General features: G+C 30.8%; 12 protein-coding genes. All 12 read left to right on the top strand.

Annotated elements, in window-relative coordinates:
* Window positions 1-17 precede the first annotated feature (17 nt).
* The 12 genes from rfbA (at window position 18) to H611_RS0109370 (ending at window position 13,653) form a co-directional block, all read left to right on the top strand.
* Complete coding sequence (rfbA, locus tag H611_RS0109315) at window positions 18-881, top strand: glucose-1-phosphate thymidylyltransferase RfbA (protein ID WP_027138110.1); 864 nt, start codon at window positions 18-20, stop codon at window positions 879-881.
* Between the two features lie 214 nt (window positions 882-1,095).
* Window positions 1,096-1,641 carry a dTDP-4-dehydrorhamnose 3,5-epimerase gene (rfbC, locus tag H611_RS0109320; RefSeq protein WP_027138111.1) on the top strand — a complete coding sequence of 182 codons (546 nt, stop codon included), beginning with the start codon at window positions 1,096-1,098 and terminating at the stop codon, window positions 1,639-1,641.
* A 342-nt stretch (window positions 1,642-1,983) separates the two neighbouring features.
* Window positions 1,984-2,853 carry a dTDP-4-dehydrorhamnose reductase gene (rfbD, locus tag H611_RS0109325; RefSeq protein ID WP_027138112.1) on the top strand — a complete coding sequence of 290 codons (870 nt, stop codon included), beginning with the start codon at window positions 1,984-1,986 and terminating at the stop codon, window positions 2,851-2,853.
* A 161-nt stretch (window positions 2,854-3,014) separates the two neighbouring features.
* Window positions 3,015-4,139: a non-hydrolyzing UDP-N-acetylglucosamine 2-epimerase gene (wecB, locus tag H611_RS0109330; RefSeq protein ID WP_027138113.1), complete on the top strand. Its 1,125-nt coding sequence runs from the start codon at window positions 3,015-3,017 to the stop codon at window positions 4,137-4,139.
* Window positions 4,140-4,144: 5 nt separating this feature from the next.
* On the top strand, window positions 4,145-5,356 hold the full coding sequence (wecC, locus tag H611_RS0109335; RefSeq protein WP_027138114.1) for a UDP-N-acetyl-D-mannosamine dehydrogenase: 1,212 nt from the start codon (window positions 4,145-4,147) through the stop codon (window positions 5,354-5,356).
* A 17-nt stretch (window positions 5,357-5,373) separates the two neighbouring features.
* Window positions 5,374-6,834, top strand: a complete 1,461-nt coding sequence (locus H611_RS0109340; RefSeq protein WP_027138115.1) for an MBOAT family O-acyltransferase — start codon at window positions 5,374-5,376, stop codon at window positions 6,832-6,834.
* Window positions 6,835-6,839: 5 nt separating this feature from the next.
* Window positions 6,840-8,243, top strand: a complete 1,404-nt coding sequence (locus H611_RS0109345) for a hypothetical protein (protein WP_027138116.1) — start codon at window positions 6,840-6,842, stop codon at window positions 8,241-8,243.
* Between the two features lie 103 nt (window positions 8,244-8,346).
* A complete protein-coding gene (locus H611_RS0109350) occupies window positions 8,347-8,889 on the top strand; it encodes a hypothetical protein (protein ID WP_027138117.1) in 543 nt (180 codons plus the stop codon).
* A gap of 23 nt (window positions 8,890-8,912) precedes the next feature.
* Window positions 8,913-10,280: a hypothetical protein gene (locus tag H611_RS0109355; RefSeq protein WP_027138118.1), complete on the top strand. Its 1,368-nt coding sequence runs from the start codon at window positions 8,913-8,915 to the stop codon at window positions 10,278-10,280.
* A 34-nt stretch (window positions 10,281-10,314) separates the two neighbouring features.
* Window positions 10,315-11,457, top strand: coding sequence for an O-antigen ligase family protein (locus H611_RS0109360; protein WP_169515995.1), 1,143 nt, complete (start codon window positions 10,315-10,317; stop codon window positions 11,455-11,457).
* Entirely contained in the window at window positions 11,444-12,358 is a 915-nt protein-coding gene (locus H611_RS0109365) for a WD40 repeat domain-containing protein (protein ID WP_027138120.1), read from the top strand. The genes H611_RS0109360 and H611_RS0109365 overlap by 14 nt, the downstream gene beginning before the upstream one ends.
* 14 nt (window positions 12,359-12,372) lie before the next feature.
* Window positions 12,373-13,653, top strand: coding sequence for an oligosaccharide flippase family protein (locus H611_RS0109370; RefSeq protein ID WP_027138121.1), 1,281 nt, complete (start codon window positions 12,373-12,375; stop codon window positions 13,651-13,653).
* Window positions 13,654-13,720 lie beyond the last annotated feature (67 nt).

Consider the following 13,720-nt stretch of genomic DNA (forward strand, 5'->3'; position numbering starts at 1 on the left):
ACGAAAATGAAACAACAATGAAAGGCATCATATTAGCAGGCGGATCAGGGACAAGGTTATACCCACTTACAAAAGTGGTTAGTAAGCAACTTATGCCGGTGTATGATAAGCCCATGATTTATTATCCATTAACCACCTTAATGTCGGCAGGCATTCATGAGATATTAATTATTTCAACTTCAAAAGATTTACCGCGATTTAAAGCGCTTTTGGGAGATGGTGGAGATTATGGATGTATATTTCAATATGCTGTTCAGGAAGAGCCGAATGGTTTAGCAGAAGCCTTTATTATAGGAGAGGCGTTTATAGGGAGCGACGATGTTGCTTTAATTTTAGGAGATAATATTTTTTATGGTTCCGGGTTAAATGAAACCTTACAAGCGCATTTAGAACCTCAGGGTGGCGTTATTTTTGCTTATCATGTTTTAGACCCCAAGCGTTACGGTGTTGTCGAGTTTGATGCCGATAATAAGGCTGTTTCGATTGAAGAAAAGCCAGAACATCCCAAGTCGAATTATGCGGTACCCGGGATTTATTTTTATGATAACTCTGTAGTCCAAATAGCCAAAAATATAACACCCAGTCAGAGAGGCGAACTTGAAATTACCGATGTTAATAAAGTCTATTTAGAACAAGGAATGCTACATGTGAGTGTTTTAGATCGTGGTACGGCCTGGTTAGATACAGGAACGTTTCAATCTTTAATGCAGGCCTCTCAGTTTGTTCAGGTGATTGAAGAACGGCAAGGGCAGAAAATTGGGTGTATAGAAGAAGTGGCTTATAAAATGGGATTTATTGATAAGCAACAGCTGCTGAATTTAGCGAAGCCCTTGTTAAAAAGTGGGTACGGAGCGTATTTAACGAGGTTAGTTGGGGAGTGATTTTGAGGTGAGATGTGAGACGTGAGGTTAAGAAGTTACAATGTTATGAAGTGATGAGGTTATATGGTGAGACGTGAGGTGAAAAAGTTACAATGTTATAAAGTAATGAGGTTATAAGCTGAGACGTGAGGAGTGATCCTTCGACAGACTCAGGATGATAGTGAAACTTTAAATCAAAATAGCCTATACAAAGATAAATAAAGAAACAAACTTAATGAAAGTTGAAGAATCAAATTTAAAAGGGTGTTATGTTTTAACCCCTCAGGTATTGGAAGATGAACGGGGGTATTTCTTCGAGAGTTTTAATGCTAAAGTATTTAAGGCATTAACAGGGCAGGAGGTTGCTTTTGTTCAGGATAATCAATCGCAATCATCAAAAGGTGTTTTGCGAGGCTTGCATTACCAAACTGGAGCACATGCGCAGGCTAAGTTAGTTCGTGTCATCAAGGGTAAGGTTTTGGATGTATGTGTGGATTTAAGGGAAGACTCTGAGACTTATGGAAAGCATTTTTCTGTTATTTTAGACAATGTCAAGCATCAACAATTATTTATTCCTAAAGGTTTTGCCCATGGGTTTGTTGTTTTGGAAGATGATACCTTATTTTCTTATAAATGTGACGCCTATTATAATAAAGCTTCGGAAGCAGGGATTTTATATAACGATAAGGACTTGAATATTGATTGGGGATTTTCTGAAGATGAACTTATTGTCTCTGAGAAGGATTTACTGTTGCCTGAGTTAGGAGCTGTGAAGTTGTAGGTGAATTAGTGATAAGGTTAAAAAGTTAGATGGTTATGGGGTAATATGTTGACAATGTGAGAGGTTTGAGGTTCTACTTGTTTACGGAATGACTAGAAGTATTTTTTTATGTTCATTTTTGGCTTGACCCAAAAAGAACCAAAAAGGTCAAGTTAAAAAATAGGAAATTGCTATAGCGCCATTCTTTCTAGGCATTACATGCTTGAAGCTGCGCTTCACAGTTTCATGCCTTCACTCATTATTTCTGATTTTTGACGGGGCATTACGCTTCCATTTATGTTTGTATTTACAGTTTGTCACACTGAGCTTGTCGAAGTGTGGTTAAGGCGAAAAAATATTAAAATGAAAAAAAGTAAACTAATAAGCATATTGGTCACCGGAGCTGATGGGCAATTAGGACGATGTATTAAAGACTTGGAAAGTCAGTATCCCAATCTAAAAATGACGTTTACTAATCGTCAGGATTTGGATATCACCAACAAACATGAGGTTTTTGATTATTTTAATCAGAATTCCTTTGATTATTGCATAAACTGTGCCGCCTACACGGCCGTGGATAAAGCAGAATCGGAACCAGACAAGGCACATCAGGTTAATGCTGAAGGTCCCAAAAATTTGGCATTAGCCTGTAAAGCATATGGTGTTGTTTTAATTCATATATCCACCGATTTTGTGTTTGATGGCAATAAAAAGGAACCTTATACAGAAGAAGATATTCCTAATCCGGTAAATGTGTATGGGGTTACAAAGTTAAAAGGTGAAGACGTTATACAGCAACTACTTGATAAGTATTTTATTATTAGAACCTCCTGGTTGTATTCGGAATATGGGCATAATTTTGTAAAAACAATGTTGCGATTGGGTGAAATCAGAGATGAAATAGATGTGGTTTCAGATCAAATAGGGGCTCCTACTTATGCAGGAGATTTAGCGCAGGTGTTATTAAATATTATTAGCAGGCAACAAAAGGATTATGGTATTTATCATTATTGTAATAGAGGTGAAGTTAGTTGGTATGATTTTGCCCAGGCTATTTTAAGAGGTAAACATGTCAAGGTAACTCCTATACCGTCTGAGAGGTATAAAACAGAGGCTTTGCGACCTAGTTATAGTGTTTTGGACATATCTAAGATTGTACAGGAGTTGAAGGTGAAAATAGAAGACAGTGAAAAATCGTTGTATAAATGTCTTAAAAATATGGCAAAAATCTAGCTGTTTGATTAAAAATAGCAAGGGGATTTTAAATGAAATTGATGTAATACTACATTTTTAGGATTTTAGATGTAAAAAGGTATGAATAATCTTGCTTAGGTGGACTAATATAGTACTTTTGCAAAGGTATTTTAAGTAGATGTTTTTGCAAAAATAATTTTATGAAAAAGAAAAATCTGATTGTCTTCGGAACACGTCCTGAAGCTATAAAGATGGCACCTTTAGTAAAAGAATTCGAAAAGTATTCGAATGCGTTTGAAACTAAGGTTTGTATAACGGCTCAACACCGAGAAATGTTAGATCAGGTATTGTCCTTTTTTGAAATTACCCCCGATTACGATTTGGATTTGATGAAACCCAATCAAAATCTGTATGGCCTAACTGCTGATATTATTTCGAGTTTAAAACCCGTTCTAGAGGAATTCGAACCGGATTATGTGTATGTACATGGTGATACCACCACAACCATGGCAACCAGTTTAGCTGCTTTTTATTCTGGTGCAAAAATATGCCATGTGGAGGCAGGTTTACGTACTTTTAACATGCAGTCGCCCTTTCCAGAGGAAATGAACCGATCTGTAACAGGGGTGGTCACCAATTATCATTTTTCGCCTACCGAAACCTCTAAGTACAATTTACTTCGAGAAAATAAACAAGAAAACACCATTGCTGTGACGGGCAATACGGTAATTGACGCCTTATTGTTTAGTGTGGATAAAATGAAGTCGGGTTATGTAGATACAGAAATAGAAAACTTAAAAATAACGGTAAGCACGGATAAAAGAATTATTCTGGTAACAGGGCATCGCCGTGAAAATCATGGAAAAGGCTTTATCAATATTTGTGAGGCTTTAAAGGCCTTGGCCCTACAACACCCAGATTGCGATATTATATACCCAGTACATTTAAACCCTAATGTACAGAAGCCTGTGTATGAATTATTATCAGATGTAGAGAACGTAAAACTAATTGCTCCTTTATCCTATCCAGCTTTTGTCTGGCTTATGGAGAAATCCTATTTAATTATTACCGATAGTGGCGGCGTGCAAGAAGAAGCTCCCAGTTTAGGAAAACCAGTATTGGTGATGCGTGATACCACAGAACGCCCTGAAGCTGTTGAAGCAGGGACTGTTTTGTTGGTAGGTACAGAAACCAATAAAATAATTGAAGAAGCAAATCGTTTATTAAATGATAAACAAGCTTACGAATCTATGAGCCAACTACATAATCCTTATGGGGATGGAAATGCTTGTAGTCGTATTGTAAACTATATTAAAGAACTGTAATGAAGATGAACAAACCAGAAGTTGTAATGATTGGTTTAGGGTATATTGGTTTGCCTACGGCAGCTCTAATTGCTCAGAATAAAACGTATGTACATGGTGTTGATATTAATCCGAGTGTTGTAGAGACTATAAATGCGGGGAAAATACATATTGTAGAACCCGAATTGGATACCGCTGTTGCAACGGCTGTCGGAGAAGGCTATTTAAAAGCAGCAACGACGCCTGTTGAGGCTAATACCTATCTTATTGTAGTACCAACCCCTTTTAAAGCTAAGAATGAGCCGGATATTTCATTCGTAGAGGCCGCCACCAGGGCGGTATTGCCTTTGCTTAAGGCAGATGATCTGTATATTATTGAATCGACTTCACCTGTGGGTACTACAGAAAAAATGATGCAGCTTATTTATTCGGAGCGTCCTGAATTAGAAGGGAAACTGAATATAGCTTACTGCCCAGAGCGTGTATTGCCAGGAAATGTCATGTACGAGTTGGTGCATAATGATCGTGTAATAGGTGGTGTTGACGAGCAATCAACCGAAAAAGCGGTGGCTTTTTATAAGCAATTTATTAAAGGGGATTTGCATAGAACGAATGCACGAACAGCTGAAATGTGTAAGCTGGTCGAGAATTCTTCCAGAGATGTTCAGATAGCCTTTGCAAATGAGTTATCGCTTATTTGTGATAAGGCGGATATTAATGTTTGGGAGCTTATTAATTTAGCAAATAAACATCCTAGAGTTAATATTTTACAACCCGGTTGTGGGGTTGGAGGCCATTGTATTGCGGTAGATCCTTATTTTATAGTTTCAGACTATCCTATGGAGTCCCAAATTATAGGAAAAGCTCGCGAAATAAATAATTATAAATCCTTTTGGTGTGCCGAGAAAGTACAAACGGCTAAACTAGAGTTTGAGTTGGAGCACGGACGAAAACCAAGTGTAGCTTTAATGGGATTGGCTTTTAAGCCAGACATTGATGATTTAAGGGAGTCTCCTGCAAAGTATATCGTTCAAAAAGTTCTACAAAACGCAAACAATGAAACTCACTATATTGTTGAGCCAAACATAACCGAACACAATGTTTTTAAAATTACAGATTATAAAACAGCATTAGAAAAAGCAGACATTATAGCTTTTCTAGTAGCTCATAAGGAGTTTAAAAACCTTAATATTTCGACACACAAAAAAGTATTGGATTTTTGCGGAATTAATGGATAGTTTAAAATAATCTACTAATGTTATTTAATTCTTTAGACTTTGCTTTTTTTTTTCCAATAGTATTTATTATTTATTGGATTTTATCGAGAAACCTTAAGCTTAGAAATGTTTTTCTTTTACTAACCAGCTATATTTTTTATGGTTGGTGGGATTGGAGGTTTTTAGGATTGATATTGTTTAGTTCAATTCTTGATTTCATTATTGGTAAAGCTATTTATAAAGAGGATAATCATAATAAAAAGAAGTTATTTCTTTTTATTAGCCTTTTTGCTAACCTCGGGCTTTTAGGGTTTTTTAAGTATTTTAATTTTTTCATTATATCATTTGTTGATGCTTTTTCTTTCTTTGGTAAAGAATTGGAATTAAATACATTAAGCATTATTCTGCCTGTAGGAATAAGTTTTTATACATTTCAAACACTTAGTTATACAATCGACATTTATAAGGGGAAACTTAAGCCAACAAATAATGTGATAGATTTTTTTACATTTGTTGCCTTTTTTCCTCAATTAGTGGCTGGTCCTATTGAAAGAGCCTCGCATTTGTTACCGCAATTTTCTAAAAAGCTTAAGTTTGATTATAGCTTAGTAAAAAGCGGATTGCTGTTAATGTGTTGGGGCTTATTCAAAAAAATGGTAGTAGCAGATAGAGTTGCTATTATTGTTAATGAAGTGTTTAATAACACTCAAGACTATACCAGTGCTTCGTATACCATTGCAACTTTTTTGTTTGCGTTTCAAATATATTGTGATTTTTCAGGGTATTCAGATATTGCAATAGGATTGGCTAGAACTATGGGGTTTGATTTAATGAAAAACTTTAGAACTCCTTATTTCTCTAAATCTATAACTGAATTTTGGAGAAGATGGCATATATCATTGTCTACTTGGTTTAGAGATTATGTTTATATTCCACTAGGAGGAAGTAGAAAGGGGCAATTTAAATTATACTTAAATCTTTTTCTTGTTTTCTTGGTGAGTGGTGTTTGGCACGGAGCGGCATGGACCTATGTAATTTGGGGAGCTATACATGGTGTTGTTATTGTAATAGAGAAATTCTCTGACAAGTTTAGAACGAATGTTTTTTCTAAAATTGGGTTCAAGCGACCAACTTTCGGTAATAAGGTTTTCTTTGTATTCATAACATTTTCGATTGTTTGTATTTCTTGGGTGTTTTTTAGAGCAAATTCATTGGAGGATGCATTAAATGTATTTCTTGAAATTTGTAATATAAATAATTATACATGGAACTTTGAAAATCCTGAAATTGATTTATTTGAACTAAAAAAGAGCCTGTTTTTTATTGCGACTATGTTGATTATTGAAATATTGCATAACAGAATTAATTTGCATTCATTTTTAAACAAACAAGGAATTATATTTCGTTGGACAGTATATTTAACGGCTATTTTAGTATTACTAATTTTTGGTATTTACGGGAATTATGACGATTCACAGTTTATTTACTTTCAATTTTAAGAAATATGAACAAAATTATAATAAAGATAATTACACTTGCACTTTTAACTTTTATTTCTACAGGTTTTTTAGGCAACTTATTGATGGAAGGCAGAAGAGGTCATGAGGTTTGGAACAATTTTTACAAAATACCAAATAAAACTTTGGACATTATATTTCTTGGAAATTCTTTAAGTTATAGCAGTTTTAATCCTCTTGTTTTTAATGGTTTCTTAGGGGTAAGATCTTATAATTTAGGGGTTGCTGATCTAAATATAAAGCAAGCTTATTATAATCTTAAAGAAGCTTTAAACAACCATAGGCCTAAGCTAGTAATATTAGAGGCATATTCTTTAGATATTCCCGATAAATCTGAAGAAGATAGGTTAGGGTTTAAATTTGAGAATTTAGATTCTCAAAAATTTTCATTCAGAAAGTTAAAAGCTATAAACAACCAATTTTCTACACTACAAAATAAAATATATGCAATATCCCCATTAATTAGAAATCATAATAATTGGGATAATTTTGATGTGATTCAAAATAACCTAGAAAACACTTTTATTAAAGATAGATATTTAGGATATAAACTTGTTAAATCAGGTTTAAATGAGAAACAATTTAAAAAGGCTTTGGAAAAATTACCCATTGATCATTCCTTTAATGAAGAGAATTTAAATTATTTTGAGAAACTTGTAAATTTATGCCATGTAAATAATGTACAATTATTAGTTGTAAGGGCTCCAGTGCTACTTTACAAATATAACATGAAGTATTATGATCGAGTTTATAATAATACTAAAGCATTGTGTGATAAGTATAAAATTAAGTATATAGATTATAATCAAAAATATAACGGCAATTCTTTTAACAAATCTTTTTATTCTGATCAAATACATTTAAATTATAAGGGCGCAACAAAACTTTCAGAGTTGCTTGTAAATGAATTGGACACCATTAAAATAGAGAAAAACAAATTACGCTCTCAACCCCAAGAGCCAGAAGATTATATTTATTCTAATAATTATAAACATTTGGGGCAAACTCTTTACGAGGGAAGGCATTTTGTTGATGATAGCACAGTAATAAGTGGGGTTAAATTATTAAAGCTAAGAAGTGATGAATATTCAATAATTGTTGAAATGGAAAAAGGATTAGATTTTAATAAAATATCTAATATTAATTTTGGGTATTATTTTTACCCTGTGGACTCTCAGGTTTCATTACTTAAAACAGATAAAGACCTAAAAAGAAAATATACTTCTTTGGGAGGAGATGGAGTACCGATGTATTTTAAGGAAAAATATTATGTAACTTTAAGAGCCTATAATACAAAGATTAAAGAATATAAGAAATTAAAAATACAGCTCTATAACAAAAAGGGGGGTTATGGTAAAGACTTGATTATTGAAAACGTTTTATTTGAATAATATAATATTTTTTCAAAATAAAATACAGTTAAATTGGGCTGCGATATATTATAGGCAAACAAAACTGAAATTACAACTGAATATAAATTTTTAAAAAAGAATTATGAATAGAATATTGTTTTTAGTTTTAATATTAATCACTATTGTAAGTTGCAAAACAGAAAAAAAGGAAGTACCAACAACAGTTGAACCTGAAGTTATAGAAAATGCAGATTTAAGGAAATACCCTAAAGCTGGACCCTATAGCTCTCAAATGAATATTATTTATGACCAAGGGTATCTTTTTGATGAAAAAATTCAATTAGATGAAATATCTGTTGAAAATATTGGAGAAAACCTATATGATGTGGTCTTGTACTTTAATGAATCAACTGATTTTGATTTACTGGAAAAATACAAAGTTTCATTTATCTTATACCCAAAAAACCCAGATGAATTAACTATTGAAAAAGACAGAAAAGCTAAACAGAAAAAAGCAGGAACAAAAGCAGAAATTAAAATGCTTGACAACTCACATGTTGTAGTTATAAATAGTATACAAGTAAAACCTAAAGAATTTAATAAAATAAAAATTCATTTATATGGTAATTCAACAGGTACACTTAATGATAATTTTTTAATATTAAGAGATATAATTTTTAATTAAACTTAGTTAAAGTCAAATCTACTTTGCAAAAAATAAACAGCAATTCGATAGTTGTACTTATAGCATTATTTTTGCTTGTTATTATTTCATTATGTTCATCTGAAAAATTCGCATTTGACTATGAAGGATATAATTATGCCGTTTTTCAATTTTTGTTATTTGTTTTAGTTTTTACTTTAAAGGATGAGTCTTCTAGGTTTTTTCTTTCACCAAGTTTTATAGCTGTTTCGTATATTAATATAAACTTTTTTTTGGGAAGTTATATGTTTAAACACGGATTAGTATTTAACAAATTTCTTCCTGATTATGAGTTATGGAAATTTCATCAAACTCGCATCCTTTTTTTTAACAGTATTAATTTTTTAATTGTCATCTCCTACTTTGTAAGGATAAAAACCAACATTAAGAAATCTCCTCTCTTTATTAGTATAAAAAAAGTAAACTACTCCAAACTTGCTTTTATTACGCTTATATTTTTAATAGTAATTTCTCCTTTTCAACTTACTTTTTTTATAATTCCTAAAAGTATTTTTGCTATTATACTTTTTGTAATTATTTACCAAAAGTATATTTTAAGAAAGAGAATTCTTTATTATACTTTGATTCTTTTGCTTTTCACTTTATTCTCTACTCATAGCAAGAGGGAGGCGATATTTTTAATATTTCCAATACTTTTATTGGAATTGAATAATGTAAGAATTAGAATGTCATTAAAATCGGTTTTTAAAATCTCTTTATCTGGCTTAGTAATCATATATATTATAATTTCTATGTCTATACTCAGAGGGTATGGTGGGTATAAGGCTAAAAATTTTTTCCATGCATCTACTTATGTATATGAATATGTAACCTCTAAATGGTTCTTACCTGCAATTGCAAATAATTTGGAGTTGTCTTACACTTATTTACATTCAAACAATATAATAGAGTATCTTAAAAGCGAAAAGATGGATTACACGCTTGGAGAAACATTTATAAAACCTTTCTTTATTTTCATACCTAGTAGTATAATAGAGAAACCTAAAAACTCTATTGGCTATTATACTGAGACTTATGATAAAGAGTTTAGAAATGAAGGAGGCTCTTATCCTGTGAGTGTACAGTCAGAATTTTATTTAAACTTTGGTTTTTATTCGTTGTTTTTTATTGTCCCATTTTTTGTTTTTTTTAATACACTTTATAGGTGGATGTTGAATTTAATAGAAGGGAAAGAAATTATAAATTATATTTATTTATTGTATGGATATCAGATGTTTTTAACCTTGGTAAGAGGCTCTGGTTTAGACATTTTTACTGTATATATTATTATTTTATTGTTTAGCTTTTATTTATACAAAATGAGTGTCAAAATATTACTACCAACGAATGTTACTAGAGAGCGGAAAGCATAAAATTAATTCTCTTGAGAATTCATACATATTACTTATGGCTTTTTTTGGGCTTTTAATGCCTTTTAGCCTCATATTAAATATTAATGCGCCAATCTTAGTATTAATTTTTTTGCTGTCATGCGCATTATATTATAAAAACAGAAACAATCAAATTTCAAAAAACAGAAATTATTCACTTTTGAGTATGGTTCTGTTTTTTGTAATTGTAGTATTGTCAATGCTTTATTCAGAAGAAATAAATACAGGCTTAAAAGTAACTTTAAGAATACTTCCAATTTTTTTATTTGCTACCTCATTTCTTTTAATTGAAGAAATCTCAAAAAAATCCCTCAAAATCATTTTGAAATTTTATGCTATTGGTTGTTTAATTGCAATTATATATTGTTTTGCTGTCGCTCTTTTTTCTTATAATGAGAATCCTTTAGCAATTACCGAAGGTTTCACATATTTTACAGCACCTTTAGAGTTTCATCCATCTTATTTTGGGATATATACAATTTTTGCTTTTTGTATTTATATAAGTTTATTAGATTTTGATACGCTTAAAAAAAAAATATTTATAGGGTTAGTTTGGATTCTGTTACTTTCTTTTCTTGTCTTTTTAAGAAGCAGAGCGCCAATAATTATTTATTTCTTTATTTCATTAATAGCAGTATCTATAAGAATTAGGAGAATTGTTTTAATAATCACGCTTTTAGTTTTTATCATTGTAATGTTTTTTAATTATCATGAAATTTTAACTTTGATATCAAATGGGAGAGACCTAGGAATGACTATTGATGAAAGGTTTAAGATCTGGATGAATTCAATATTTGTTATAAAAGAAAATTTATTAGCAGGAGTTGGTATTGGAGATGCTCAAATGGTTTTGGATAAGCAATATTTTTTATCAGGATTTGAAAAAGGAATTGACCATAAATATAATAGCCATAATCAATTTTTACAAACATTTATATCAAATGGATTAATTGGTTTAATAAGTTTATTATTTGTTTTTTTGTTACTATTTCAAAAAGCTATGAGGTTTAAATCGGTATTAATCTACTATTTTTTAGTTTGTGTATTAATCTTAATGCTATTTGATTCAGTATTAATATTACAACATGGTGTATATTTCTTTGCTTTTTTTGCTTCAATTTTATTAAAAGTCAATTTCAAAACAAATGAGGCTCAATAAAATAATCCTTTTCTTTTTTATTGTAATAACAACTAATTGTTTTTCACAGGTAGATGTCAACAGGTGTTTCCAAGAAATAAAAGAAGATTTTTCCCCAAGAATATTCCAGTTTTCCAATAATTATCTTTTAACAAACTCAAACAATGAAAACACAATTTATCTTATTAATAAAAATAAGATAAAGATATTTTCGACTTTAAATTATGGTGTTGTTAATGCAGTTATAGACAGTGATGAAAAAAGAATAGCTATCTCTTATTATGATAATAATATTAATATATATGATGTTAGTTCAACCTTACTAATCAAAAAATTATCTTTTAATTCAAAGGCAAATTCTCTTGTCTTTGTAAATGAAGCTTTATTTTATGGATTAGACGATGGTACGGTAGGAAAATATAATTTTAAAACACAAAAAACGAGTAATATAACCACTCATAAATCAATTGTGAGAGGGTTGTTAATTAATGGCAATAATTTATTAAGTATTTCTCAAGATGGTGTTTTAGAGGTTAATGAGATACACTCAAATAATTTCCTAAAACAAATTTTCTTAAACAGTGTTTTGACGACATTAGCTATTTCACCCAATGAGAAGTTAATATCAATTGGAACTTTTAAAGGAGAAATTTATATATTAAATGAAAATTATCAGATAGAAAAAAAATTGCACCCACACAGAGGTATAATTACTAAACTGGATTTTATAGACAATAACAACCTGCTGTCATCATCTTTTGATAAAACATTAATTAAAAGTAATTTGAAAAATAATTTTTGGGAAGTCATATATAGATCAAATGATTATATTACAACATTTGATTATAATCAAAACAGAATTATTTTTGGTTCAAGAAATGGAATAACAAAATACTATAATCTTAATTGTCAAGCAAGATAAAAAACTATTTTTTTGTGAAAAGAATTAAAGAATATCTACAAAACCTGAAGGATGTTAAACTTTTAAATGATTCTTTTTGGTCATTATTCGGGAATGTTATTAACAAAGGATTAGCAATTATGGCAGGTATAATCGTAGCTCGAGTTCTAGGAAAAGATGTTTTTGGTGAATATAGTATTATAAAGAGCACAATGACTTCTGCTGCACTTTTTTCAAATTTTGGGCTTGTATATACATCAACAAAATTTATTTCTGAAAGTAATAAAAACAACCAAAAAGATTTAAAATTAATTATTAATTATTCAAACAAAGCTGTTTTTCTGTTCAGCAGTTTTACGGCAATTTTATTGTTTTTTACAGCAGATTATGTTTCTAAAGTAATTTTTAATGCCACTTCATTAAAATTGGCTTTGCAAATCTTTAGCATATTAATTATTGCAAATTCTTTGACTTCACTTCAAATTGGTATCCTTTCTGGATTAGGGAAGTTTAAGGAAATGAGTAAAATAAATAGTGTCATTGGTGTGATAACTTTTGGTCTTAGCGTGATGTTGGTTTTTCTTTATGGTTTTTTCGGCGCTCTATGGGCTTTATTATTAGCTCAGCTTATTAATTGGGCTTTAAATTATAAACTAGTAAACAAGTCATTACCTCATAATATATCGTTTACAGTAAGAAGTAAAGTGATTCTAAAAGACTTGTTAAAGTTTTCTTTCCCAGTTGCCATCCAGGAAGCTTTTTATTCTGTTTTTAGCTGGGTCATACTCTATCTTATCTTGCGTGAAGCTTCATTTGGAGAAGTGGGACTGTATAGAGCAAGCTTGCAATTAAACGCTATCATTCTTTTTATCCCAGGAATATTACGTAATGTGATTTTATCCCATCTATCAAGTGCAGATGACAAGAATCACAACAAAATACTTAAAACGGTACTCAAAATTAATTTTATAGCTACAATTATTCCAGCAATTATTTTATTTGTTGGGGCTAGCTATATTGCTCAGTTATATGGAGAAACATTTGTTAATTTGGATGAAATAATCAGACTTGCAGTTTTTATTACTGTTTTTGTTAGTATCAGTAATGTTTATGCTCAAGCGTATATGTCTAAAGGAATGAACTGGACCATGTTAGGGTTTAGACTAATTCGAGATATAGGTACAATACTTTTGTTTTTATTAGCTTTAAACAAATTCCGATCTGCTGCTAAAACAATGATATATAGTCAGTTGTTTCTTAGCTTTGTGTTTATGTTAATTATGATTTTGTATTACGAATATCAAAAAAAGAAGTGATTTTATTTGCACAAAATAGAAGAAATAGAATTGTTATAGCTCTTATTGTATCGATTTTTTTGTTCGA

It is taken from the genome of Gaetbulibacter saemankumensis DSM 17032 (assembly GCF_000425645.1).
Taxonomy (GTDB): Bacteria; Bacteroidota; Bacteroidia; order Flavobacteriales; family Flavobacteriaceae; genus Gaetbulibacter; species Gaetbulibacter saemankumensis.

What these genes read in the sequence shown, in the direction of transcription:
- rfbA (WP_027138110.1), top strand. Translation starts at nt 18, where the DNA reads ATGAAAGGCATCATATTAGCAGGCGGATCAGGGACAAGGTTATACCCA.
- rfbC (WP_027138111.1), top strand. Translation starts at nt 1,096, where the DNA reads ATGAAAGTTGAAGAATCAAATTTAAAAGGGTGTTATGTTTTAACCCCT.
- rfbD (WP_027138112.1), top strand. Translation starts at nt 1,984, where the DNA reads ATGAAAAAAAGTAAACTAATAAGCATATTGGTCACCGGAGCTGATGGG.
- wecB (WP_027138113.1), top strand. Translation starts at nt 3,015, where the DNA reads ATGAAAAAGAAAAATCTGATTGTCTTCGGAACACGTCCTGAAGCTATA.
- wecC (WP_027138114.1), top strand. Translation starts at nt 4,145, where the DNA reads ATGAACAAACCAGAAGTTGTAATGATTGGTTTAGGGTATATTGGTTTG.
- H611_RS0109340 (WP_027138115.1), top strand. Translation starts at nt 5,374, where the DNA reads ATGTTATTTAATTCTTTAGACTTTGCTTTTTTTTTTCCAATAGTATTT.
- H611_RS0109345 (WP_027138116.1), top strand. Translation starts at nt 6,840, where the DNA reads ATGAACAAAATTATAATAAAGATAATTACACTTGCACTTTTAACTTTT.
- H611_RS0109350 (WP_027138117.1), top strand. Translation starts at nt 8,347, where the DNA reads ATGAATAGAATATTGTTTTTAGTTTTAATATTAATCACTATTGTAAGT.
- H611_RS0109360 (WP_169515995.1), top strand. Translation starts at nt 10,315, where the DNA reads ATGGCTTTTTTTGGGCTTTTAATGCCTTTTAGCCTCATATTAAATATT.
- H611_RS0109365 (WP_027138120.1), top strand. Translation starts at nt 11,444, where the DNA reads ATGAGGCTCAATAAAATAATCCTTTTCTTTTTTATTGTAATAACAACT.